Annotated in this window: 21 protein-coding genes; 14 read left to right on the forward strand and 7 right to left on the reverse strand. The window is 67.3% G+C overall.

The annotated features are described in order from the left end of the window. Positions 1-21: 21 nt before the first annotated feature. Complete coding sequence (locus tag KTJ87_RS05350) at positions 22-1,026, forward strand: LacI family DNA-binding transcriptional regulator (protein WP_267138067.1); 1,005 nt, start codon at positions 22-24, stop codon at positions 1,024-1,026. On the opposite strand, the gene KTJ87_RS05355 is transcribed toward KTJ87_RS05350, so the two are convergent. Next, entirely contained in the window at positions 1,023-2,081 is a 1,059-nt protein-coding gene (locus tag KTJ87_RS05355; protein ID WP_267138068.1) for a tetratricopeptide repeat protein, read from the reverse strand. The two genes, KTJ87_RS05350 and KTJ87_RS05355, sit on opposite strands and share 4 nt — an antisense overlap. Before the next feature lie 145 nt (positions 2,082-2,226). On the opposite strand from KTJ87_RS05355, the gene KTJ87_RS05360 reads away from it, so the two are divergent. The 5 genes from KTJ87_RS05360 to KTJ87_RS05380 all read left to right on the forward strand — a co-directional run bounded on the left by KTJ87_RS05360 (position 2,227) and on the right by KTJ87_RS05380 (position 7,975). Next, the gene (locus KTJ87_RS05360) at positions 2,227-3,699 is read left to right on the forward strand and encodes a UbiA family prenyltransferase (protein WP_267138069.1); all 1,473 of its coding nucleotides are present in this window, start codon (positions 2,227-2,229) and stop codon (positions 3,697-3,699) included. A 14-nt stretch (positions 3,700-3,713) separates the two neighbouring features. Next, positions 3,714-4,112: a GtrA family protein gene (locus KTJ87_RS05365; protein WP_267138070.1), complete on the forward strand. Its 399-nt coding sequence runs from the start codon at positions 3,714-3,716 to the stop codon at positions 4,110-4,112. Further along, positions 4,109-5,437: an FAD-binding oxidoreductase gene (locus KTJ87_RS05370; RefSeq protein ID WP_267138071.1), complete on the forward strand. Its 1,329-nt coding sequence runs from the start codon at positions 4,109-4,111 to the stop codon at positions 5,435-5,437. The genes KTJ87_RS05365 and KTJ87_RS05370 overlap by 4 nt, the downstream gene beginning before the upstream one ends. After that, entirely contained in the window at positions 5,434-6,168 is a 735-nt protein-coding gene (locus tag KTJ87_RS05375) for an SDR family oxidoreductase (RefSeq protein WP_267138072.1), read from the forward strand. The genes KTJ87_RS05370 and KTJ87_RS05375 overlap by 4 nt, the downstream gene beginning before the upstream one ends. Positions 6,169-6,319: 151 nt before the next feature. Then, a complete protein-coding gene (locus KTJ87_RS05380; protein WP_267138073.1) occupies positions 6,320-7,975 on the forward strand; it encodes a hypothetical protein in 1,656 nt (551 codons plus the stop codon). Positions 7,976-8,048: 73 nt separating this feature from the next. Here KTJ87_RS05380 and KTJ87_RS05385 read toward each other — a convergent pair whose 3' ends face one another. Both KTJ87_RS05385 and KTJ87_RS05390 read right to left on the reverse strand, forming a co-directional pair. Next, positions 8,049-9,059, reverse strand: coding sequence for an SUMF1/EgtB/PvdO family nonheme iron enzyme (locus KTJ87_RS05385; RefSeq protein WP_267138074.1), 1,011 nt, complete (start codon positions 9,057-9,059; stop codon positions 8,049-8,051). Between the two features lies 1 nt (position 9,060). Further along, on the reverse strand, positions 9,061-10,797 hold the full coding sequence (locus KTJ87_RS05390) for a hypothetical protein (protein ID WP_267138075.1): 1,737 nt from the start codon (positions 10,795-10,797) through the stop codon (positions 9,061-9,063). Positions 10,798-11,120: 323 nt separating this feature from the next. Between KTJ87_RS05390 and KTJ87_RS05395 the strand changes: the two genes are divergently transcribed. The 8 genes from KTJ87_RS05395 to KTJ87_RS05430 all read left to right on the forward strand — a co-directional run bounded on the left by KTJ87_RS05395 (position 11,121) and on the right by KTJ87_RS05430 (position 19,793). Then, entirely contained in the window at positions 11,121-12,782 is a 1,662-nt protein-coding gene (locus KTJ87_RS05395) for a thiamine pyrophosphate-dependent enzyme (protein WP_267138076.1), read from the forward strand. 2 nt (positions 12,783-12,784) lie between these two features. Continuing rightward, complete coding sequence (locus KTJ87_RS05400) at positions 12,785-13,990, forward strand: NAD(P)/FAD-dependent oxidoreductase (RefSeq protein WP_267138077.1); 1,206 nt, start codon at positions 12,785-12,787, stop codon at positions 13,988-13,990. Positions 13,991-14,263: 273 nt separating this feature from the next. Then, entirely contained in the window at positions 14,264-15,463 is a 1,200-nt protein-coding gene (locus tag KTJ87_RS05405; protein ID WP_267138078.1) for an ABC transporter substrate-binding protein, read from the forward strand. 80 nt (positions 15,464-15,543) lie between these two features. After that, positions 15,544-16,326: an ABC transporter ATP-binding protein gene (locus KTJ87_RS05410; protein WP_267138079.1), complete on the forward strand. Its 783-nt coding sequence runs from the start codon at positions 15,544-15,546 to the stop codon at positions 16,324-16,326. Positions 16,327-16,506: 180 nt separating this feature from the next. Further along, positions 16,507-17,226, forward strand: a complete 720-nt coding sequence (locus KTJ87_RS05415) for an ABC transporter ATP-binding protein (protein WP_267138742.1) — start codon at positions 16,507-16,509, stop codon at positions 17,224-17,226. 4 nt (positions 17,227-17,230) lie between these two features. Next, positions 17,231-17,479, forward strand: a complete 249-nt coding sequence (locus tag KTJ87_RS05420) for a hypothetical protein (protein ID WP_267138080.1) — start codon at positions 17,231-17,233, stop codon at positions 17,477-17,479. Between the two features lie 2 nt (positions 17,480-17,481). Continuing rightward, entirely contained in the window at positions 17,482-18,492 is a 1,011-nt protein-coding gene (locus tag KTJ87_RS05425) for a branched-chain amino acid ABC transporter permease (protein ID WP_267138081.1), read from the forward strand. Next, complete coding sequence (locus KTJ87_RS05430) at positions 18,489-19,793, forward strand: branched-chain amino acid ABC transporter permease (RefSeq protein ID WP_267138082.1); 1,305 nt, start codon at positions 18,489-18,491, stop codon at positions 19,791-19,793. The genes KTJ87_RS05425 and KTJ87_RS05430 overlap by 4 nt, the downstream gene beginning before the upstream one ends. A gap of 16 nt (positions 19,794-19,809) precedes the next feature. Here the strand turns inward: KTJ87_RS05430 and KTJ87_RS05435 are convergent, their stop codons facing one another. The 4 genes from KTJ87_RS05435 to pstB are packed head-to-tail and all read right to left on the reverse strand — an operon-like array spanning position 19,810 to position 22,748. Next, positions 19,810-20,484: a winged helix-turn-helix domain-containing protein gene (locus KTJ87_RS05435; protein ID WP_267138083.1), complete on the reverse strand. Its 675-nt coding sequence runs from the start codon at positions 20,482-20,484 to the stop codon at positions 19,810-19,812. Positions 20,485-20,537: 53 nt separating this feature from the next. Beyond that, complete coding sequence (phoB, locus tag KTJ87_RS05440) at positions 20,538-21,227, reverse strand: phosphate regulon transcriptional regulator PhoB (protein ID WP_267138084.1); 690 nt, start codon at positions 21,225-21,227, stop codon at positions 20,538-20,540. Beyond that, on the reverse strand, positions 21,227-21,946 hold the full coding sequence (gene phoU / locus KTJ87_RS05445) for a phosphate signaling complex protein PhoU (RefSeq protein ID WP_267138085.1): 720 nt from the start codon (positions 21,944-21,946) through the stop codon (positions 21,227-21,229). The genes phoB and phoU overlap by 1 nt, the downstream gene beginning before the upstream one ends. A gap of 4 nt (positions 21,947-21,950) precedes the next feature. Next, positions 21,951-22,748 (reverse strand): phosphate ABC transporter ATP-binding protein PstB, encoded by a 798-nt coding sequence (pstB, locus tag KTJ87_RS05450; RefSeq protein WP_267138086.1) that lies wholly within the window; start codon positions 22,746-22,748, stop codon positions 21,951-21,953. Positions 22,749-22,753 lie beyond the last annotated feature (5 nt).

Raw genomic sequence — 22,753 nt, forward strand, 5'->3', positions numbered from 1 at the left:
AAGACGAAAGATTCTTGCAGTATGAGCGCCATGACGAAACGGCGTGTCACCCTCGACGATCTTGCCGCCCGCTGCGGCGTGTCGCCCGCGACGGTCAGCCGTGCGCTGTCGGACCGCCCCGGCGTGCGCCCCGACTTGCGCGCCCGTGTGCGCGAGGCGGCGCAGTCGCTTGGCTACGCGCTGCCGTCCAAGCTGAAAGGTCAGCGCGTGACGTTGGTGGCGAGCGAGGCGGCGATGGCCGATTACGCCCGCAACCAGTTCACCCTGCACGTTCTGGAAGGCCTGCGGGCGCGGGCAGAGGCGCGGGGGCTGGAGCTGGAAATCCGCACCGCCGCCGTGCCGTTCGAGGCGACATTCGCCGCCGCACGGGACACGGCCGGATACCTCTTGCTGTCACCCGAGACGGACGCGCAGATCGAGGCGCTTGCGGCGCTGGGCGTCCCGGCGGTCATCATCAACTCGGATGACCCGATGATGCGCCTGTCGTCCGTGGCGCCCTGCAACAGGACGGCGGCTGCGCTGGCGACCGATCGCCTGATTGCGCTGGCGCACCGTGATATCCTGTTCCTGACGCGCCCCGGTCGCCGCACCATCGCCCGCCGCCGTGAAGGCTGGGCCGAACGGATGCGGGCCGAAGGGCTATGCGCCGACAACTCCCGCGTGATCGAGGTGTCCGACTGGCTGCCCGCATTGGCCGCCGAGGCGGTGGCGGCGCGGGTTGCCGCGGGGCGTGACTTCACCGCGATCCTTGCGGCGGGGGACAGCCTTGCCACCGGCGCGCTGCTTGGCCTTGCGCGCGCGGGCGTCGATGTGCCGGGCGAGGTCAGCGTGATGGGCTTTGACGGGCTGCCGCAGTGCGATCTGCAGTCGCCGCCGCTGTCGGCGCTGGAGATTCCGATGCAGGCCATCGGCGCGCTGGCGCTTGATCTGCTCAGCGACACGCTGTCGATGCCGGATCTGCCGCCGCGCCGGGTGGAGCTGGCCTGCCGCATCGTCGAGCGGGGATCGACCGGGCCAAGGGCCTAGTTGTTCGCCACCGCGCGCGCCGCCGCCATCGTGCCGCCACCGACGATTGCGTCGAGCGGGCCGCGATACAGCCCCCGGTCCTGCAGGATGCGCTGGAACGCCAGCGCGGTCTCACGCGTCCAGCGCGGGGTATTGCCATCCGGGCCACGGCGCAGGGTGTCGGCGTCGACTTCGCCAGTTTCTAGCGCGGCGATATAGTCGTCCGCCGCACGCTCAGGGTTCACGGTGGTGCCGATGCCGAATTCATGCAGCAGGCCGCGCGCGGCAAGCGCGTCGGGCAGACCTGCATCTACCGCCCGCGCCGTCCAATAGAAGCGCTGGAAGGGCGAAGGCGGCAGGCCCGGCAGATCGCGGGCGAACAAATCCGGCAGTTGCGACAGCGCATCGAGGCTGCCCTGACCTGCGGCGCTTGCCAGCAGGGTGCGCGCGCGGGTGACCGACGCGGCATCGCTCGCGCGGGTCTCCAGCAGCAGCGCCGCCAACCGCGCCTGCGCAAAGTGGTATCCGCTGTCCGCCGCCTCGCCCAAAAGCGCGATGGCCCGGTCGCTGTCACGGGACACGCCGCGCCCCAGCACATGCATCATGCCAAGCGTGGTCTGCGCGGCGGGATCGCCCTGTTCGATCCCCGCGCGGTAGCTGGCCAGCGCCTTTTCCACGTCGGGGCGGGTCCGGCCGATGCCGAAGTTGTAGTAGTCGCCGATCCGCGAATGTGCGGCGGCGATCCCGGCCTCGGCGGCCTGTCCGTAGAGATCAAGCGCCTCGTCGTGACGGCCGCGCGCCTGCGCGATGGTGGCGATGTGGAACAGCGCCGCGCCGTCACCTTCGGTTGCGGCGGCCTCGCAGGCGCTGCGCGCTTCGGCAAGGCGGGCGAACATCGCCTTCTGCGCGTCGGCGCTGATCGGAACCTCGGCGCTGGGGGCTCCTGCGATCTGGGCGCACTGTTCGGCGACAGAGAGTTCAGCCGGGGCGGCGGCGTCGGTCTGGGCCAGCGCGGGGGCGGTGACGGCGAGCGCGGCAAGGACGGCGGCAAGGGCAGTCGGGGCTAAACGTGACAAGGATGTAACCTTCGGCTGAAAAATCCGTTTCCAGTCCAGTCTTAAGGGTGTCTTGAGTTCCTGTCGACACCGGCGCCCGGTAATCTTGACCCAAGGGGACTGCGCCGTGTCGCGCGGCGCTGATGCAATCACGAAGGTCACGGGTTTGGACGATTTCGCTGCACATCCCGAACGCGTTGGCGACACCGGGCGGATGATCGCCGCAGGGGTGGTGCTGGCCGTCGATCTGGACGGCACTCTTCTGCGCTCGGACATGCTGCACGAGACGCTGCTGGCCGCAGCGCACGCCGCGCCGATGACGGTTGTGCGCGCCGGATTGGCGCTGCGCCGGGGCCGAGCTGCGCTGAAGGCTGAATTGGCCGAGGTGTCCGCGATCGACCCGGCCGGGCTGCCCTATGATGCCCGCGTATTGGACGAGATTGCACGCTGGCGCGCCGCCGGGGGGCGCACCGCGCTGGTGACGGCCAGCGATGCGCGGATCGCAGGCGCCATTGCCGCGCATCTGGATATCTTCGACGAGGTGCATTCCAGCGACGGCGATCTGAACCTCAAGGGTGAGGCCAAGCGCCGCCATCTTGAAGCGGCCTTCGGTTCGGGCGGGTTCGTCTATGTCGGCGACAGCGCTGCCGACCTTGCCGTCTGGCCGGGCGCGGCGGCGGCGATCAGCGTGGGCGCAGCGCCGCGTGTGCGCCGCGCGCTCGACACCTTGGGCATTCCCGCACGCCATATCGGAGCGGACCGCAGACCGTTGCGCGCGATGCTGCGCGAGATGCGCCCGCACCAGTGGCTGAAGAACCTTCTGGTGTTCCTGCCGCTTCTGGCCGACCACGCCTTTGACACTGGCAGCGTTCTGGCGGCGGTGGCGGCCTTCGCGGCGCTGTCGATGATGGCGTCGGCCGGCTATGTGGCGAACGATCTTCTGGATCTCGAAGACGACCGTAACCATCCGCGCAAGCGCGCGCGCCCGATCGCGTCCGGCGAATTGCCCATCGCGGCGGCTGTGGGACTTTGCGGCGCACTGGTGCTTGCGGGCGCGGCGATCGCGCTGGCCGTGTCGCCGCTGCTCCTTGGGCTTGTGGTGATCTACCTTGCCACGACGCTGACCTATTCGGTCTGGCTCAAACGGCACCGGCTGATCGACATCTGCACGCTTGCGGCGCTCTATACCCTGCGGATCGCGGCAGGAACCATCGCCATCGCGGCAGAGCCGTCGGTGTGGATGTTCGCGTTCTCGCTGTTCCTGTTCTTCTCGCTCGCCGCCGTCAAACGGCTGGGCGAGTTGTCGGGCGAGGGCACCGGCGCGCGCGCCGCCAGCCGCCGTGGCTATACCCCGTCGGACCGCAGCGTCATCATGCAGATGGCGGTGTCCTCGGGCTATGTCGCGGTGCTGGTGCTGGCGCTTTACGTCGACGAGGCGCGGGCGCGGGTGAATTTTGGAGAGCCTTGGATGCTGTGGGCGGTGTGCCCGGTGCTGCTGGCCTGGCTGAGCCTGATGGTGATGGAGGCTGGGCGCGGCGAGATGCACGACGATCCCATCGTTCACACCTTGCGCGATCCGAAAAGCCGCTGGCTGATCCTTGCGATGGGCGCGCTGATCCTGGGCGCGGTGGCGTTGTGACGACGGGCGGGCTGGTGGTTCGTTATGCCTTGTTCGCGGTGGTGGCCACGGTGGCCAACCTTGGCGTGCAGCGCGCGGTGTTCTGGATCGGCGGCGACAGCGCGGGCTGGTTCGTGCTGGCGATGGCGGCGGGCACGGGCGCGGGACTGGTGGTCAAGTTCGTCGCCGACGCGGTGTGGATCTTTGACGAGGTGCCGACCAGTCTGCGCGGCGGAACCTCGGCGTTCCTTCTGTATACGGCGACGGGCGCGGTCACGACGCTGCTGTTCTGGGTGACGGAAACCGGGTTCTGGCTGTGGTTCGGCACCGATGCGGCGCGCGAGGCGGGGGCGGTGATCGGGCTCGCCTTCGGCTACACGGTGAAATACCGGCTCGACCGGCGCTTCGTGTTCCGCGCGGGGCGCTCGGCATGATCGAGACGCTGTCAGGCTGGGGCCGAACGCCGCGCATCGCCTGCGACGTGCTGCGCCCGCGCACCGAGGCGCAGATCGCCGCCGCGCTGGGGCGGGGCAGCCTGATCGCGCGGGGCAACGGGCGGGCCTATGGCGATGCCGCCCTCAATGCCGGGCTGACAGTCGACATGCGCGGCATGGATCACATGCTGGGCTTCGATCCCGAAACCGGCGTGCTGGAGGCGGAAGCGGGCGTCCTGTTGTCCGAGATCATCGCCGCCTTCCTGCCGCGCGGCTGGTTCCTGCCGGTCACGCCGGGCACAAAGTTCGTCACGCTCGGTGGCGCCATCGCGGCGGATGTGCACGGCAAGAACCACCATATCGACGGGTCCTTCGGCGCCTTCGTCGACTGGATCGACGTGATGGGAGCGGACGGCGACGTGATCCGCTGCCGCAAGTCCGAGAACGGCGATCTGTTCCGCATGACGCTGGGCGGCATGGGCCTGACAGGCGTGATCCTGCGCGCCGGGCTCCGGCTGCGGCCGGTGGAGTCCGCCTGGATCGTGCAAGAGACGACCGCCGCGCCGGATCTGGACGCGCTGCTGAATCTGTTCGAGGCGCAGGCGGACCGTCCCTACCTTGTGGCCTGGGTCGATTGCACGACACGGGGGGCGGGCCTTGGGCGCGGGATCGCGATGGCGGGGCGGCACGCGGCGCTGGACGATCTGACGCCGGGCAAGCGGGCGCGCCCGTTCGAGACCCCGGCCCGGCGGGCGCGGCGCCTGCCGGTGGACCTGCCGCAGCTTGCGCTGAACCGCTTTACCGCGCGGGCGTTCAACGCCGCCTATTACCGCAATGGCGCGCGCGAGGCTGGCACCGCGCTTGTGGATTGGGACAGCTACTTCTACCCGCTCGACGCGGTGCTGGACTGGAACCGCGCCTATGGTCGGCGGGGGTTCTACCAGTTCCAGTGCGTGATCCCGCTCGCGCAGGGGCGCGCCGGCATCCGCGCGCTGATCGAAACGGTCGCGGCGTCCGGGCGGGGCGCGTTCCTGTCGGTGCTCAAGCAACTCGGCCCGTCCTCGGGTGCGCTGTCGTTCCCGATGGAGGGCTACACGCTGGCGCTCGACTTCCCGCGCGCGGCGTGGTCCGAGCGGCTGATGGAACGGCTCGATTCGATCACGCTGGCCCACGGCGGGCGATTCTACCTCGCCAAGGACGCGCGGCTGGCGCGCGGCACGTTCCGGTCGGCGGAGACCCGCGCACAAGACTTTGCCGAGGCGCGGCGCGCGGCGGGGCACTCTGGCGTCTTCGGATCGGCGCAATCGGAAAGGCTGGGACTATGACGAAAAGCGTTCTGATCCTCGGGGCGGGGTCTGACATGGCCAAGGCCACGGCGCGGCTTTATGCGTCGAAAGGATACGCCGTGCGACTGGCCGGGCGGTCGCCGGAACGGTTCGAGACGCTGGTCGCCGATCTGCGCACCCGCAGCGACGTCGACGCCTCCTGCCATGCCTTCGACGCGCTGGCCCCCGAGGGGCACAAGGCCTTCGTGGATGCCCTGCCGGACTTGCCCGACGTGGCGATCTGCTTTGTCGGGGCGATGGGCCAACAGTCTGAAAACGCGGCCGATCCTCTGAAGGGCGTCGAGGTGATGCGCGCGACCTTCGAGGGGCCTGCATCGGTGCTGGCGCATCTGGCCAACGGGATGGAGGCGCGCGGGTCGGGCACGCTGGTCGGGGTCAGCTCGGTCGCGGGCGACCGGGGGCGGGCGACGAACTATGTCTATGGCTCGGCCAAGGCCGGGTTCACCGCCTTCCTGTCGGGGCTGCGCAACCGGCTGGCCAAGCGCGGCGTGCATGTCGTCACCGTCAAGCCCGGCTTTGTCGCCACCGCCATGACCGAGGGCATGGACACGCCCAAGCCGCTGACCGCCGACGCGCAGGAAGTCGCCGACGCGATTTTTGCTGCGGTTGCGAAGGGCCGGAACATCATCTACGTCCGCCCCCTCTGGCGGCTGGTGATGGCCGTGATCGTTTCCATACCGGAACCGATCTTTAAGAAACTGAACCTATGAGCCGGGTATCCTTTCGGCCCTGAACCGGGCCAGTGGATGAACGATTGGGCGGGTTGCCGCCGGAATGGCGTCTGGCACGCGCCATGCAGAAAGCTTTTGTTGCGGCATGGGCTGGTTGGCACTACCGATTGTGCAAGAGGGACAGATCGACATGTTATTCGACACCGGGGACACGGTCGAAAAGACAGGTATGTTCACGCTGCGCGGCCCGATGGGCCTGTCGTTGGCGGGGGCGCTTCTGGCCACGGTTGCGCTTGGGGGCTACTTTGGCCTGACAGCGCTTGGAACCGCAGACCGGCAGCCTTCTGCAGTGATCGAAGTTACACCGCTCGCTCCACCGATTGAAGAAAGCGCAGCCTCCGGCGTGCTGCTTCCGTCTGGGGGGCCTGAAACCGTCATCACGCAGGTGCCGCGCGGACAGCGTCCCGGCAGTGCAGTGCCCGATGCGGCCGCGCTGGCCGAGGATGGAAGCAGCGGGCGTCACCCGACCATCCGGGTCGTGCGCGGTGCGCCGCCCGTCGTTCCACGCCTGCGTCCGCAAACCGCCGATGTCACCGTCCTGCGCCTTGCGCGCGGTCTGACGACCGAGCAGGCGCTTGCCCTGCCGCGCCCGGTGCTGCGCCCCGAGGCGGTAGCCGTCCGCGACACCATCATCGCCGCGCTCGATCAGGGCGCCGACATCGAAACGCCCGTGCTCGGCGGTCAGCCTGATGTGCCGCTGCGCCGTCCCGTGCCGCGCCCCGACCGGCTGGTTCCGGCAGAGCGGGTTGCCGAGGCGCCCGAAGCCGCATCCGAAGAACAGCCGTTGTCGCCGCTGATCGTGGCGTCCAGCCCGCTGCCGCAGCCGCGCAGCCCGCGCCTTGCAGCGCTCGCCCGCGCCCGGATCGTCGCCCCGGCATCCCCGGTGCAGCCCGCGCCCGAGACTGTCACCGTGGCGCGCGCCGAGCCGCTGGATGACACCGTCCAGTCCGCGCGGCTCGAAGTGCCCGATATCGGTATCGACAAGGGGCCGCGCATGTCAGCCTGTTCCGCAGCGATGGCGCGCGGCATTCCGCGCCGGCCCGGCAATGCCCCCGGCGGCAGCAGCGTGATTAACGCGGTTGCCGGCATCGGAGGAGCCTCGCGCGATGGGCGCATCGTCTCCGAGGTTCTGCGCGGCAATGTCCCGGACAGCATCCGAACCCTGCGCCCCGTGCACCTGCGCGGCACCGTGAGCGGGCGGCCGACCGACATCACCGTCTGCGTGACCTCGGACTATCTTGCCGTCGGGTCGGATGGCGACAACATCCGCGTGCCGTTGGGCCTGCCTGCCGCGATGCAGGTGGCGCGCAGCTTTGACATGGTTCTGCCCACGACGCGCATTGTCGATGCGGTCTACCGCCAGGCCGATCTCAAGGTCGCACCGTCGCCGATGACGCCCGGGCCGCAGATGTCCTCGACCGCGTATTTCGCGCAGCACGACCAGACGGTCGATGCGCAGATCCGCAGCCGCACGTCGCGGGGCGACCTGCTGACGGCGGGGCACAAGAAGGACTTGGTGATCGCGAATCGCCTGAACGAGATGTGGGGCAGGGTGGCGATCTATGGCTGGCACCGCACCAACGGCACACCGATCCAGCCGCTGTCGACGGTGCATGGCGCGAATTATGCAGACTACAGCCACGGCATCCGGCTGGTGGCCCGCACCGCCATCGTCGATGGGCGTGCGGTCGACCTGATGGACCTTTTGGCCGATCCGCAATACGCGGCGGTGCTAAATTCGGACGGGCCGCTGCGGAACACCGCGCGCTACGCTTCGCTTCAGTAGCGCGCCGAGGCAGACATGAAAAAGCCCCGTGCGATGCACTCGCGCGGGGCTTTTTCTTTGTCCGGCCCTTGGCTTACTTCACGTCCTTGAAGCAGCGGAACCCAAGGTGATAATTGTGATGGCTTGCCGCCGACATCACCCGCGTTCCGTGCCAGAACGGGGCGCGCCAGCGTGACCAGTGTTCATGCGCGCGGATCTGGTCCCAGATGAACCAGCTGCCCTTCATCTCGGTCGCACCGAGCGTGGTCGACCCTGCGCTTGCCATCTGGTCGAGGGCCAGCGGCAGGTTCATGTGCTCGGCCGCGTTTCCGTCGATGTCGTAGACGCCCAGCGGGCTTTTGCACGCCGGGAACGAGCCGACGGGATAGGTGTTCGACCCGCAGCCCGTAAAGCTGCCGCCGTTGCAGCTGCCGGACTTGGAACTGCCCGTCGCGCAGACGCCGCTGCGCCATTCGCCGATGGAATAGGTGCCGCGCGTGGGGGCGTATTTCGCGTTGTGATACGCGCGGATCGTGTTCACGGCGGGGGACAGACCCATGCCGCGAACCCGCTCGAACGGATAGTCGGGCGGGGTCAACTGCCCGGCGGATGCGCCTTCCCATTCATGCGCGTCGCCCATGCGCTTGCCCTCGGCGGCACAAATGCGCGCGGCCTCGTCGGCGCGGACCCAGACCACCGGATAGGCCAGCGGCACGTTCGGGTACTCGAACATGTCGGCGCAGACGGTCGCATCCTCGGGGCGCTGGGTCGCCGGATCGTAAAGCGGCGCCATCCACTTGCCGCCGCAGATCCGTTCCCAGGCGGGGTTGCGATAGCTTTCGCGCACGCTGTCCACGCTGCCGCCAAGGCGCGCGGCGGCCTGTTCCGGCGTCAGGGGGTGGCGTGTGACGGCGGGGTTGCCTTGGCCGATCACCGACGATCCCGCGAAGACCTGCTTGATCGCAGCGATCTGGCCCGCGCTGACCCCGCGCTCGCGCTGCATCAGCGCGAACATCGCGTCGTTGTTCTGGCTGAGGGTTTGCGCGGGAACGGCGGTCGCCGTCACGCAGGCAAGGGCGGCAGTCAGGGCAATCCGGCGCAGCATGTCAGTCCTTTCTGAGAAGGTAGAAGAAGTCGCGGTTGTCGGGCTGGGACACGAAGCGCGGATAAACCTCGCCGCTGCGGCCGCGCCCGTCGATGGCAGACATGCCCTGCACAAGGTGATGCGGTTTGATGCCGTCTTCCTCGTGCGTGTAAAGCGCCATGTAGGTGTGTTCCTGCGAGTTCATGTCGAGAAGCATCGCATAATCGCACTGATACGCCTGAAACGTGCGCGCCATGCCCGACGGCGTCGCCGACGAGAAATAGGCGTAGATCATGAACTGCCGGCCACCGACGGTGCGCAGGCAGGCGCCGCCGCGCAGGGTGCGCAGGTCTGCGTTGGCCGAGCCCGACCAGTTGCCGCCGCCCCAGCTGGCCACCTGGCTGCCGGGCACGCCGTCCTCGATCACAGGAACGCCGTTCTGGCGGGCAAAGACGATCCGCGGCAGCAGCGCCTCATGTTCCTCGGTCCAGGTTTCCATATGGACCGAGCCATCATCCAGCACATACAGCGTCGCCAGCGTCGGCCAGAGCCGCGACAGCATCACGCCGTTTTCAAGAAAGCCGTAGTGGTGGCCCCAGTTCGCCTGTGCGTAGGGCCCAAAGCGCCAGGCGCCGTGTTCGCGCTTGAAGCCGCCGGTGAAGGTGGCGGCGACGCGGTCGGCCTTGGACGGGTTCAGAACGCCCACCGTCACGAGGGGATCGGTGGTGCCAAAGCCGTCGGGTCCCTGACCTTCATAGTGGCGCCCGCCCCGGCCAGAGGGGCGCGGCGACCAGTTGACGCGCGGATGGTCGGTGCCAACCTCGTAGCCGATCTCGAATTGCTGCATGTCGAAGGCGACCATGTAGACATCGGCGCGGCTTTCGACGCCGTCCGGCCAGCCCGCGCCGCCGGAATTCAGGATCTCGCGCGACACCATGCCGGGCTGAACGACGCTGGCATAGATGCCCGGCGCGTCCTCGATCTCGTACCATGATCCGGCCTGCATCAGCCCGCCGTCGGTGCCGATCACGTCGAAGCCCATGTAGGGGCGCATCTGCGGCGCGCGGTCCAGAAGCGCGGCCCCCAGCACCTCGACGCCATCATTGACGACCTCGGCCTCGAATTCGTCCGACGACACCATGAAGGCGTCTTCGTAGAACGATCCCTTGATCATGTTCACGATGCTGTCGCCGAACAGGACGTTGTCGCGCAGGAAATCCGCCACCGCCTCCTTGGTGGACCGGTTGCCAGAGACAGGGTTGCGCAGATAGGCCGCCCAGTCACAGATCGGGGCGTAGGGCAGCGCGCTTTGCCGCGCTTCCTCGATCTCGGCGCGCCAGTCGCGGCAGTCGCTCGCCTCGCCGTCGCGCATCACCGTCAGTGCCGGAGCGGCGCCGGTGGACAGCGCAAGGCTGCTGGTGTCCGGGTCGGCAAGTTCGAGGTGGTAGCTTGCAGCGCGCGTGTTCGGCGGCGCGATCTCAAGCACGTACCAGATGTTGATGTGCGGGTTCAGCGAGGTCAGCGTGTAGACCGTTCCGTCCTCCGCGGTCGCGGTGGCCGCGTTGCGGAAGGGTTGCAGCGCGAACACCGAACCGGGCACGGGCGCGCGAAACTGCTCCATCTGCTGGGCAAGAACGGCATCCGCAGCGGGCGGGATGTCTTCGGCGGCAAGGGCGGCAGGGGCCATCACGGAGCAGACCAGAGCGCCAAGAGCGGTCGGGATCGGCCTGTGACGAATTGCCGAAAGAAAACGGGGCACGCAGTTCTCCTGTATCGTCTCGGCCTTGATCTGTCCGCGAGGACCAGCACGAAATCAACTGTCTTCGCGCAGATTTCCCGCCGATGTGGCCATCGGTTCGCATTTTGCCGCGACACTGTGCGTCCCGCACGGATGCGGCGCGGCGGGGGCACGTCGCGGCAGGGCGATCATGGCCCCGGAACAGTCTGTGAACGTTGTCACAATCGGGTGAGACCGCAACACTGGTGGGCGGGCGTTGTGCGCGGAACACGCCCCCTTGCATCTGGTTGCAGCCCGCCTTGTGCTGCGGCTAGCGTGGCGCAGCGGCAAGAGGAGAGGCGGCGATGATCCACGGCGGGCAGGTTCTGGTGCGATCGCTGGTCGCGCTCGGCGCGCGCAAGGCGTTCGGGGTTCCGGGTGAAAGCTTTCTCGCGGCGCTCGATGCGATGCACGACACCGGCGGCGCGCTGGATTTCGTGAACTGCCGCAACGAGGGCGGAGCGGGCTTCATGGCGGCGGCCTGGGGCAAGCTGACCGGATCGCCCGGCATCGCCTTTGTCACGCGCGGCCCCGGCGTCACCAATGCGTCCATCGGGGTGCATACCGCGATGCAGGACAGCGCGCCGATGCTGCTGTTCGTGGGACAGGTCGGCACCGACATGCGCGGGCGCGAGGCGTTCCAGGAAATCGACTATCGCGCGGTGTTCGGCACGATGGCGAAATGGGCGGTCGAGATCGACCACGCCGACCGCATCCCCGAGATCGTCGCGCGCGCCTGGGTGACGGCGACGACCGGGCGGCCCGGCCCGGTGGTGATCGCACTGCCCGAGGACATGCTGTCGGGGCCATGCGATGCCGCGCCGCTGGCCGCGCTGTCGCCGGTGGCCGAGGCGGCGCCGGATGCCGGGGCGCTGGCCCGCGCACAGGACATGCTGGCAGCGGCCCAGCGTCCGCTGATCCTGATCGGCGGCGCCAACTGGACCGCCCCGGCCCGTGCGGCGCTGCAGGCCTTTGCCGAGGCATCAAGCATCCCCGTGGTCTGCGCCTTCCGCTATCAGGATATGTTCGACAACCACTCGCCCGTCTACGCGGGCGAGGCGGGGGTCGGGATGCCGCCGAACGTCAAGGCGGCGATCCGGGACGCCGATGTGATCCTGGCCCTGAACGTCCGGTTCGGCGAGATGACGACGGATGCCTACACGCTTCTGAGGGTGCCGGTGCCGGACCAGACGCTGATCCATGTCCATGCCTCGGACCGCGAGATCGGCAAGGTGTATCAGCCCAGCCTTGGCATCCATGCCAGCCACAACGCGGTCGCCTTGGCGCTGACGCCGGTGCGCGGCGACTGGGGCGAGTGGTGCAAAGGGGCGCGGGCCGCCTATGAGGCGGGCTTTGATCTGCCGCCGCTTGATTCGCCTGTGGATATGGGCGCGGTCACGGCGCATCTGCGCGACGTGCTACCGGAAGATGCGATCCTGACCAACGGCGCGGGCAATTTCGCGGTCTGGCCAAACAAGTTCTACCGCTTCGGCCCAAAGGCGCGCCTGCTGGCGCCGCAGTCGGGCGCGATGGGCTACGGCCTTCCCGCTGCTATCGCCGCGAGGATCGCGCAGCCGGACCGGCGCGTGGTGTGCTTTGCCGGGGACGGCGATTTCCAGATGACCTGCCAAGAGCTTGCGACGGCCCGTCAGGCAAATGCCTGCCCCATCGTGCTGATCGTCAACAACGGCATCTACGGCACCATCCGCGCCCATCAGGAACGCAACTACCCCGCCCGCGTGTCGGGCACCGAGATGTGGAGCCCCGATTTCGCGGCGCTGGCGCGGTCCTACGGCTTTCACGGCGAACGGGTCGAGCGGACCGAGGATTTCGCGGATGCCTTCGCCCGCGCCTGCGCGTCGCCGACCGGCGCGGTGCTTGATCTGGTGGTCTCGCCCGAGGCGGTGACGCCGCGCCAGACGCTTGCCCAGATGCGCGCTGCGGCCCTTGCGGCGCAAGAGGGCTGAGAATGCGGGACCACTACGATGTCGTCATCGTCGGCGGGGCGGTCATCGGCTCGGCCGTCGCATATTACCTGACCGCCGATCCCGGTTTCGGTGGATCGGTGCTGATCGTCGAGCGTGATCCGACCTATGCGCGGGCCGCGACGGCGCTGTCGGCGGCGTCGATCCGCACCCAGTTCTCGAACGCGATCAACGTCAGGATCAGCCAGTATGGTCATGAGGTCATTCGGAATTTCGGTGATCTGATGGAGGTGGACGGCACCCGGCCCTCGCTGAACTTTCATCCCGGCGGCTACCTGATGCTGGCCGGAACCGAAGCGGGGGCGCAGACCCTGCGGGAAAACCATGCGGTGCAGCGCTCCTGCGGCGCCGACACGGTGCTGATGAGTCCCGGCGAGATCGCCGAGGCCTTTCCGCATCTGCGGACCGATGACCTGACGCTTGGCTGTTACGGACGCTCGGGCGAGGGGTGGTTCGACAACACCGGGCTGATGAACGGCTTTCGCGCCAAGGCGCGCGCGCAGGGCGCCGAGGTGCTGAAGGGCGAGGTGGCCGCGATCGCGCGAGAGGGCGGGCGCGTCACCAGCGTGACGCTCTCGTCCGGCGCGAACATCGGGGCGGGCACGCTGGTGAATGGGTCGGGGCCGCGCGCGGCGCTGACGGCGCGGATGGCGGGGCTCGAGGTGCCCATAGAGCCGCGCAAACGCACCACCTTTGTCTTCGACTGCGCGCGCAGCCCCGAGGGCACGGCACGGATCAACGGCGGGCGGCTGCCGCTCATGGTGGACCCGTCGGGCGTCTATTGCCGCCCCGAGGGGCGCTATTTCATGGCCGCAGGCGTGCCCGACCCGGACCCGGCGGTGGACTGGGACGATTTCGATCCCCGCCACGCCGAGTTCGACGACACGGTCTGGCCCGCGCTCGCCGCGCGGTCCGAAGCCTTCGAGGCGCTTCGCGTGGTGAACTGCTGGGCGGGGCACTACGACTACAACGTCCTCGATCACAACCTGATCGTCGGACGCCATCCCGAAGTGGCGAACTTCATCTTCGCCAATGGTTTTTCCGGCCACGGGCTGCAACAGGCCCCGGCGACGGGGCGCGCCGTGGCCGAATTGATCGTCCACGGCGGATACCGGACGCTCGATCTGTCCGAGGTCGGGTATGAGCGCGTGATCGAGAACAGACCGTTTCTGGAAAAGGCGGTAATCTGAGCGGGTTTGGCGGGCACAGCTGCGGGACGCCACGGCACCCCGGATGGAGAACGGTGATCCGATTGACCCTTTCAAGCGCGCGGTGATACCTTGCCCGGCAGGGATGGGGAATTTCTTCGATCAGGCCAAAGGACGATGCGGCGCCCCTTGCGCGGGCGCGCGGACTGTCGTGAAACTGGTATCCACATCTACCTGGGCGGAGTCGCGTCATGCGGCCTGCCCTGACCACCGGGGGCCCGACATGGACCCCGGCAACCAACGGGAGAGACACCTATGAAGACCCTTCTGCTTTCCACCGCTGCGGCCCTTGCCTTCACCGGCGGCGCGATGGCGGCGTCCCACGAGGGCGGCGCCGTCAAGATCGGCGTGATCCTTGGCTTCACCGGCCCGATTGAATCGCTGACCCCGAACATGGCCGCCGCCGCCGAACTGGCGATGACCGAGATCAACGAGGCGGGCGGCGTCCTTGACGGCATGATGCTGGAGCCGGTGCGCGCGGATTCGACCTGCATCGACAGCGCCGCCGCCACTGCCGCGGCCGAGCGTCTGATCACCTCGGACGGCGTCGTCGCGATCATGGGCGCCGATTGCTCGGGCGTGACCGGCGCGATCCTCGCCAACGCTGCGGTTCCGAACGGCATCCCGATGATCTCGCCCTCGGCGACCTCGCCGGGCCTGTCGACCGCAGAGGACAACGGCCTGTTCTTCCGCACCTCGCCTTCGGATGCGCGTCAGGGCGAAGTTCTGGCCGCCATCCTGGCCGACAAGGGCATCACCGAAGTCGCTGTGACCTACACCAACAACGACTACGGCAAGGGCCTGTCGGATGCCTTCATCTCGTCCTTCGAGGCGAACGGCGGCACCGTGACGATCAGCGCACCGCACGAAGACGGCAAGGCCGACTATTCGGCAGAAGTCGCATCGCTCGCCTCGGGCGGCGGTGAGGTTCTGGCCGTGCTCGGCTATGCCGACCAGGGCGGCAAGGGCGTGATCCAGGCGTCGCTCGACACCGGCGCATTCGACACGTTCATGATGGGTGACGGCATGTTCGCCGACAGCCTGATGGCCGATCTTGGTGCCGACATGGCCGGCTCGTTCGGCGCGGTTCCGTGGAGCCAGGGCGAGGGCGCCGAAGCCTTCACCTCCGTGACCGAAGCGGCCGGGATCAACGGCGACACCTCGTTCACCCGCGAATCCTATGACGCGGCGGCGCTTCTGGCGCTGGCGATGCAGGCGGGCGGCGAAGCGACCCCGGCGGCGATTGCGGCGAACATCCTGAACGTGGCGAACGCTCCGGGCGAGCCGATCTTGCCGGGCGAGCTGGCCAAGGCGCTGCAGATCCTCAAGGATGGCGGCGAGATCGACTATGTTGGCGCGACCAACGTGGAACTGATCGGCCCCGGCGAAGCGGCAGGCACCTACCGCGAATATACCGTGGAAGACGCGGACTATTCGACGGTTCAGTTCCGCTGATCGTCTGATCTGACCAGACCCCTTGGCAACCCGGAGCGCCCGCGTTCCGGGTTGCCTGTTTGAACGAAAAGGCAAGATGGATGATCGAAGTCCACGACCTTCACAAGCATTTCGGCGGGTTTCACGCCGTCGACGGCGCGTCCCTGTCGATCCGCGAGGGGTCGATCACCGGGCTGATCGGGCCCAATGGCGCGGGCAAGACGACGCTGTTCAACGTGATCGCGGGCGTTCTGCCGCCGACCTCGGGCCGGGTGACGATGGCGGGCGAGGACATCACCGGCCTGCCGCCGCATTCGCTGTTCCACAAGGGCCTCTTGCGCACCTTCCAGATCGCCCATGAATTCGCCTCGATGACCTGCCGCGAGAACCTGATGATGGTGCCCGGCGGGCAATCCGGCGAGACGCTGTGGAACACCTGGTTCGGCCGCAAGCGCATCGCCGAGGAGGAACGCGCGCTGCGCGCCAAGGCCGACGAGGTGCTGGAGTTCCTGACGATCTCGCATCTGGCCGACCACAAGGCCGGGCAGGTGTCGGGCGGGCAGAAGAAACTGCTGGAACTGGGCCGCACCATGATGGTGGATGCCCGGATCGTGTTTCTGGACGAGGTCGGCGCCGGGGTGAACCGCACGCTTCTGAACACCATCGGCGACGCGATCCTGCGGCTGAACAAGGAACGCGGTTACACTTTCGTCGTGATCGAACACGACATGGATTTCATCGAACGCCTGTGCGACCCGGTCATCTGCATGGCCGAGGGCCGCGTGCTCGCCGAGGGCACGTTGGCCGAGATCAAGGCGAACGAGCAGGTGATCGAGGCGTATCTCGGCACCGGGCTGAAGAACAAGGAGCAGGTGGGCGCATGAGGCGGATGTCGCAGGGCGAGGGGCCAGCCCCTCGCGCTCCCCGGAGTATTTCGGGACCAAAGATGCAAGGGGGCGGCGCGCATGTCTGATGCTTACGGCGCACGCGGCAACACCGACCGGTCGATCACCAAGGGCGGCGAGACCGGCACGCTTGGCGCGCATCCCGGAACCGGGCAGGCGATGGACACCTCGAACGCCTACCTGATCGGCGACAGCATGACGGGCGGCTACGGGCAGGGGCCCGACATCCTGCACGGCTGCACGGTGGCGGTGAACCCGGGCGAGATCGCGGTGATCGTGGGCCCGAACGGGGCGGGCAAGTCGACGGCGATGAAGGCGGTGTTCGGGATGCTGCCGCTGCGGGCGGGTTCGGTGCGGCTGGACGGCGAGGACATCACCGGCCTGACGCCGCAGGCGCGCGTCGCCAAGGGCATGGGCTTTGTGCCGCAGACCTCGAACATCTTTCCGTCGATGACCGTCGAGGAAAACCTCGAGATGGGCGCCTTTGTGCGCCGCGACGATTTCCGGGGCACGATGGAGCAGGTCTATGACCTGTTCCCGATCCTGAAGGACAAGCGCCATCAGGCGGCAGGCGAGTTGTCGGGCGGGCAACGCCAGCAGGTCGCCGTGGGCCGCGCGCTGATGACCAAGCCCAAGGTGCTGATGCTGGACGAGCCGACTGCGGGCGTGTCACCCATCGTCATGGACGAATTGTTTGACCGCATCATCGAGATCGCGCGCACCGGGCTGCCGGTGCTGATGGTCGAACAGAACGCACGGCAGGCATTGGCCATCGCGGACAAGGGATATGTGCTGGTGCAGGGTGCGAACGCGCATACCGGGACCGGCAAGGAGCTTCTGGCGGACGAACAGGTCCGCCGGTCGTTCCTGGGGGGCTGAAGACATGTTCACGAAGATCGCTTTCGTGTTGGCGTCGGCCATGCTGGCCCTGGGCATCGTCTCGGTCGTTCTCGGAATGACCATTCTCGCCCAGGCACCCGCGCCCGGGACCGAGCTTTTCGGTCTTCCCGTCGGGCGCATTCCCCGGCTGCTGGAGGATGGTCTGATTGTCATCGTCGCAAGCATCGCCCTGAGCGCAATCGCCGAGATCAGCAGGTCCGTCACCGCAGCGCCAGAAACAGGGAAGCACTAGACATGGAATTCCTGAACGCCATCGTGGCGCTGACCAATTTCGTGCTGATCCCGGCCACCGCTTACGGCGCGCAGCTTGCGCTTGGCGCGCTGGGGGTGACGCTGATCTACGGCATCCTGCGGTTCTCCAATTTTGCCCACGGCGACACCATGGCCTTTGGCACGATGAGCGTCGTGCTGGCGACCTGGGGTCTGCAGGCGATGGGCGTGTCGCTGGGGCCGCTGCCCACGGCGCTGCTGGCGCTTCCGGTCGGCATCCTTGCGACGATCGGGCTTGTCCTGCTGACGGACAGGGTCGTCTATCGCTTCTACCGCGCGCAGAAGGCCAAGCCGGTGATCCTTGTGATCGTCTCGATCGGCGTGATGTTCGTGCTGAACGGTGTGGTGCGGTTCATCATCGGCCCGGACGACCAGAACTTTGCCGATGGTGGCCGGTTCCTGCTGGGCGCGCGCGAATTCCGCAATCTCACCGGGCTTGACGAAGGGCTTGCGATCCGCACGACGCAAGGCATCACGCTGGTGGTCGCGGTGATCGCGGTGGTCCTGCTGTTCTGGTTCCTGAACCGGACGCGCACCGGCAAGTCGATGCGCGCCTATTCCGACAATGAGGACCTTGCGCTTTTGTCGGGCATCAATCCCGAGAGGGTGGTGATGGTCACCTGGATGATCGTCGCGGCGCTCGCGGTCGTGGCGGGCACGCTTTACGGCCTCGACAAGTCGTTCAAACCCTTCACCTATTTCCAGCTTCTGTTGCCGATCTTTGCCTCGGCCATCGTCGGCGGACTTGGCAGTCCGATCGGCGCCATCGCGGGCGGCTTCGTGATCGCCTATTCCGAGGTGATGATAACCTACGCCTGGAAGAAGGTGCTGACCTATGTTCTGCCCGAGACCCTTGCGCCGGACGGTCTCGTGCAACTGCTGTCGACCGACTACAAGTTCGCGGTCAGCTTCATGATCCTGCTGATCGTGCTGCTGTTCCGCCCGACCGGCCTGTTCAGGGGGAAATCGGTATGACCGAGCCGCTGCGCAATGCGCTTCTGTTTGTCGTGGTCTTCGGGCTGATCCTGTCCACCGGGTTCATCCAGAGCTGGAACACCGCGCTCCTGATCTTCAACATGGGCCTGATCTCGGCGATCATGTCGCTGGGGGTGAACCTGCAATGGGGCTTTGCGGGCCTGTTCAACGTCGGCGTGATGGGCTTTGTCGCGCTGGGTGGTCTGGCCGTGGTGCTGACCTCGGCCGGTCCGGTGGGCGAGGCGTGGTCGGCGGGAGGCGCGCGGGTGCTGGCGGGTCTGGCACTGGGGGCGGCCACCATCGGCGCGGCCATCGCGCTGTGGAAGCGCATGGCGCCGGGCCGGACCCGGGCGCTGGCCATGGTCGCGCTGCTGGTCGCGGGGTTTTTCGCCTATCGCTGGGTGTTCGACGCGGGCGTGCAGGCGGTCGAGGCGGTGAACCCGGCCTCCACCGGCTATCTCGGCGGGCTGGGCCTGCCGGTGCTGATGGCCTGGCCTGTCGGCGGGCTTCTGGCGGCGGGCGCCGCCTGGATCATCGGCAAGACGGCGCTTGGCCTTCGCTCGGACTATCTGGCGATTGCCACGCTGGGGATCGCCGAGATCATCATTGCGATGCTCAAGAACGAGGACTGGCTGGCGCGCGGCGTGAAGAACGTCATCGGCCTGCCGCGCCCGGTGCCGAACGAGATCGACCTGCAGCAAAGCCCCGCCTTCGTCGAAAGCGCGCAAGGCCTTGGGCTGGACGCCGTCACGGCATCGACGCTGTACGTCAAGCTGGGCTACATGGGCCTCTTTGCGGTCGTGCTGGTGGTGGTTCTGGTGCTGGCGCAGCTTGCGCTTGCCTCGCCCTGGGGGCGGATGATGCGCGCGATCCGCGACAACGAGACGGCGGCCGAGGCGATGGGCAAGGACGTCAAGCGGCGTCATTTGCAGATCTTCATCCTTGGCTCCGCGGTCTGCGGCGTCGCGGGGGCGATGATGACCACGCTGGACGGGCAGTTGACGCCGGGCACCTACCAGCCCTTGCGCTATACCTTCCTGATCTGGGTGATGGTGATCGTCGGCGGGTCCGGCAACAATTTCGGTGCGGTGCTGGGCGGCTTCCTGATCTGGTTCCTCTGGGTCGAGGTAGAGCCGCTGGGGCGGCTGATAATGGACCTTGTGACCGCACCGATGGCCGAAGGCTCGTGGCTGAAGGGGCATCTTCTGGACGCCGCCGCGCACATGCGGCTGATGACCATGGGGATCGTGCTGCTGGTCGTGCTGCGGTTCAGCCCGCGCGGGCTGATCCCCGAACGGTGACGGCGGCGCGGGGCGGTCAGGACGGGTTCAGCCTGTAGCCTGCACCGCGCACAAGGTTGATCGGGTCGATCCCAAGCTGATCCTTCGCGGACCGGCGCAGGCGGCTGATCTTGGCCTCGAGCGCACGGCTTTTCGGGATGTCGAAGGGCGAGAATACCGCCTGCTGCAGGATGTCCCTGCTCCAGATGCGGGCGGGGGCGTCGAACATCATGCCAAGGATGGTGACGTCCATCCGGGTCAGCGGCATCGTCCCGTCGCGCGCCCTGAGGCCGAAGGTTTCCTCGTCCAGCGTCATGGCGCCGAACTGCCGCGTCTCGGCCACGGCCTGCGGACGTATCCGCCGCACCGCAGAGCGGCACAGCGTCTGCACGTCGGCGCGTCCCTGAGCGTCGCCGACCAGCGCTTCGATCCCCAATCCTTCCAGCCCGCGCAGATCGCTTGAAAACCATTTCCCGAACAAGGCTACGGGAAGGTCTTCGGTTCGTTTCACGGCAAGCGCGCTGCGCATCAGGCACGGCAGATCGCCCGGTCCGACGGCGGATCGGTGAAGAATCGCAAGGTCGATGCTGATGCGCCCAAGCGTTTCAAGAAACGCTTGCGGGGTGGCGACAAAGCTCATCTCCCCCAGGCCGCCGATCCGCGCCCGCGCAGCGGCAAGCGGGGCGGGGTCGCAAAGCAGGAGCACGCGCATCTATCGCGCCATGCCGGTCCGGACGTTGGGGCGGGTATCGGCGCGGGGCTGTGTCACCCCAGCGCATATCCTGCGCCGCGCACGGTGCGCACCGGGTCTTCGCCGCCGTGTTGGCAGAGCGCCTTGCGAAGGCGTCCGATGTGCACGTCGACAGTGCGGGTGTCGACATAGATGTCGCGGCCCCAGACCCTGTCCAGAAGCTGCTCGCGCGACCATACTCGGCCCGGCTTTTCCATGAAGGTGGTCAGCAGGCGGAACTCGGTCGGCCCCAGCTTGAGCTGTTTCTCGCGCCGGTAGACCTTGTGCGTCTCGCTGTCGAGCATGATGTCCTCGAACTCGAGCCTCTGGCCAACGGCTGCGGGCCGGGTCCGGCGCAGCTGCGTGCGCACCCGCGCCATCAGCTCGACCACGGAATACGGCTTGACCACGTAGTCGTCGGCGCCGGTTTCCAGCCCGCGCACCCGGTCGACCTCTTCGGACCGGGCGGACAGCATGATGATCGGGATGTTCCGCGTCTCGCTGCGCGATTTCAGCTGGCGGCAGATCTCGATGCCGGACACGCCGGGCAGCATCCAGTCGAGGACAATGATGTCGGGCCGGTCCTCGTCGACGAGCATCAGCGCCTCGTCGCCGGTGCCCGCCTTGGTCACGTCAAAGCCTTCGGCCTCGAGATTGTAGGACAGGACCTCGCGCTGTGCGGGTTCGTCTTCGACCAAGAGGACACGGGGGTGTCCGCCAGCCATCAGGTCGTCTCCGTTCCTGTCAGCGATGTCTTGTCGCGCTTGGGTCGGCCTTCCGTCGGCATCGCGCCCGTCACCAGGTAGATCACCTGTTCGGCGATGGACGTGACGTGGTCGCCCATCCGTTCCATGTTCTTGGCGATGAAGTGCAGGTGCATGCAGGCGGTGATGTTGCGCGGGTCTTCCATCATGTGGGTCAGGAATTCGCGGAACAGCGCGTTGTACATCTGGTCCACGTCGCCGTCGCGCTGGCGCACGTCCTCGGCCAGCGCCACGTCGCGGTGGATGTAGGCGTCAAGCGCGTCCTTGAGCATCAACTCGACTTCGCGCGCCATGCGGCGGATCGAGGTCGAACCACCGTCAATGGGCTGCATCTGGACCAGCACCGAGGTGCGTTTCGCCAGGTTCTTGGCGTAATCGCCGCAGCGTTCGAGATTTGCCGAGATGCGCATGACGGTCAGGACGGTGCGCAGATCGCCTGCCGTGGGCGAGCGCAGCGCCAGAACGCGCGCCGCTTCCTCGTTCACTTCGACTTCTAGCGCATCGATCCGCTTGTCGGCATCACGCACCTTGAGCGCCAGTTCCTCGTCGCGGTCGACCAGCGCCTTGGCGGCGTCGTTGACCATCGATTCAACAAGGCCGCCCATCTTCATGATCAGTGCCTGGACCGATTCAAGATCGCGGTCGAAGGACGAGACGATATGTTTGTCGTTCGGGGCCATTGGATTATCCGATCTTGCCGCTGATGTAGCTTTCGGTCCGCGGGTCTTGCGGATTGGTGAAGATCTGGCCGGTCTCGCCGTACTCGACCAGATTGCCCAGATGGAAGAACGCGGTCTTCTGGCTGACGCGCGCGGCCTGCTGCATCGAGTGGGTGACGATGACGACCGAGTAGTCGTTGCGCAGCTCGTCGATCAGCTCCTCGACCTGGCCGGTGGCGATCGGGTCGAGCGCCGAGCACGGCTCGTCCATCAGAAGAACCTCGGGTTCGGTGGCGACGGCGCGCGCAATGCACAGACGCTGCTGCTGGCCGCCCGAAAGGCCGGTGCCAGGGGCATCGAGGCGATCCTTGACCTCGTCCCAGATGGCGCCGCGGCGCAGCGCCCGCTCGACGATCTCGTCCAGGTCGGCCTTGTTCTTGGCCATGCCGTGGATGCGCGGACCGTAGGCCACGTTGTCGTAGATCGACTTCGGAAAGGGGTTCGGCTTCTGGAACACCATGCCGACCTTGGCGCGCAGTTGCACCGGATCGACGCGCTTGTCGTAGATGTCGTCGCCGTCGATGCGGATGTCACCTGTCACGCGGCAGATGTCGATGGTGTCGTTCATTCGGTTGAGACAGCGCAGGAACGTCGACTTGCCGCAGCCGGACGGGCCGATAAAGGCGGTGACCGTCTTGTCCTGGATCAGCACGTCCACATCCTTGATGGCATGGGTGGTGCCATAATAGACTTGGACGCCCTTCGCGGAGATCTTCACGTCGTTCATGTCCACGTCCCTTTCGATTTTTCTCATGTCGTTCATGGATG

It is taken from the genome of Anianabacter salinae (assembly GCF_019061145.1).
GTDB classification, from domain to species: Bacteria; Pseudomonadota; Alphaproteobacteria; order Rhodobacterales; family Rhodobacteraceae; genus Anianibacter; species Anianibacter salinarum.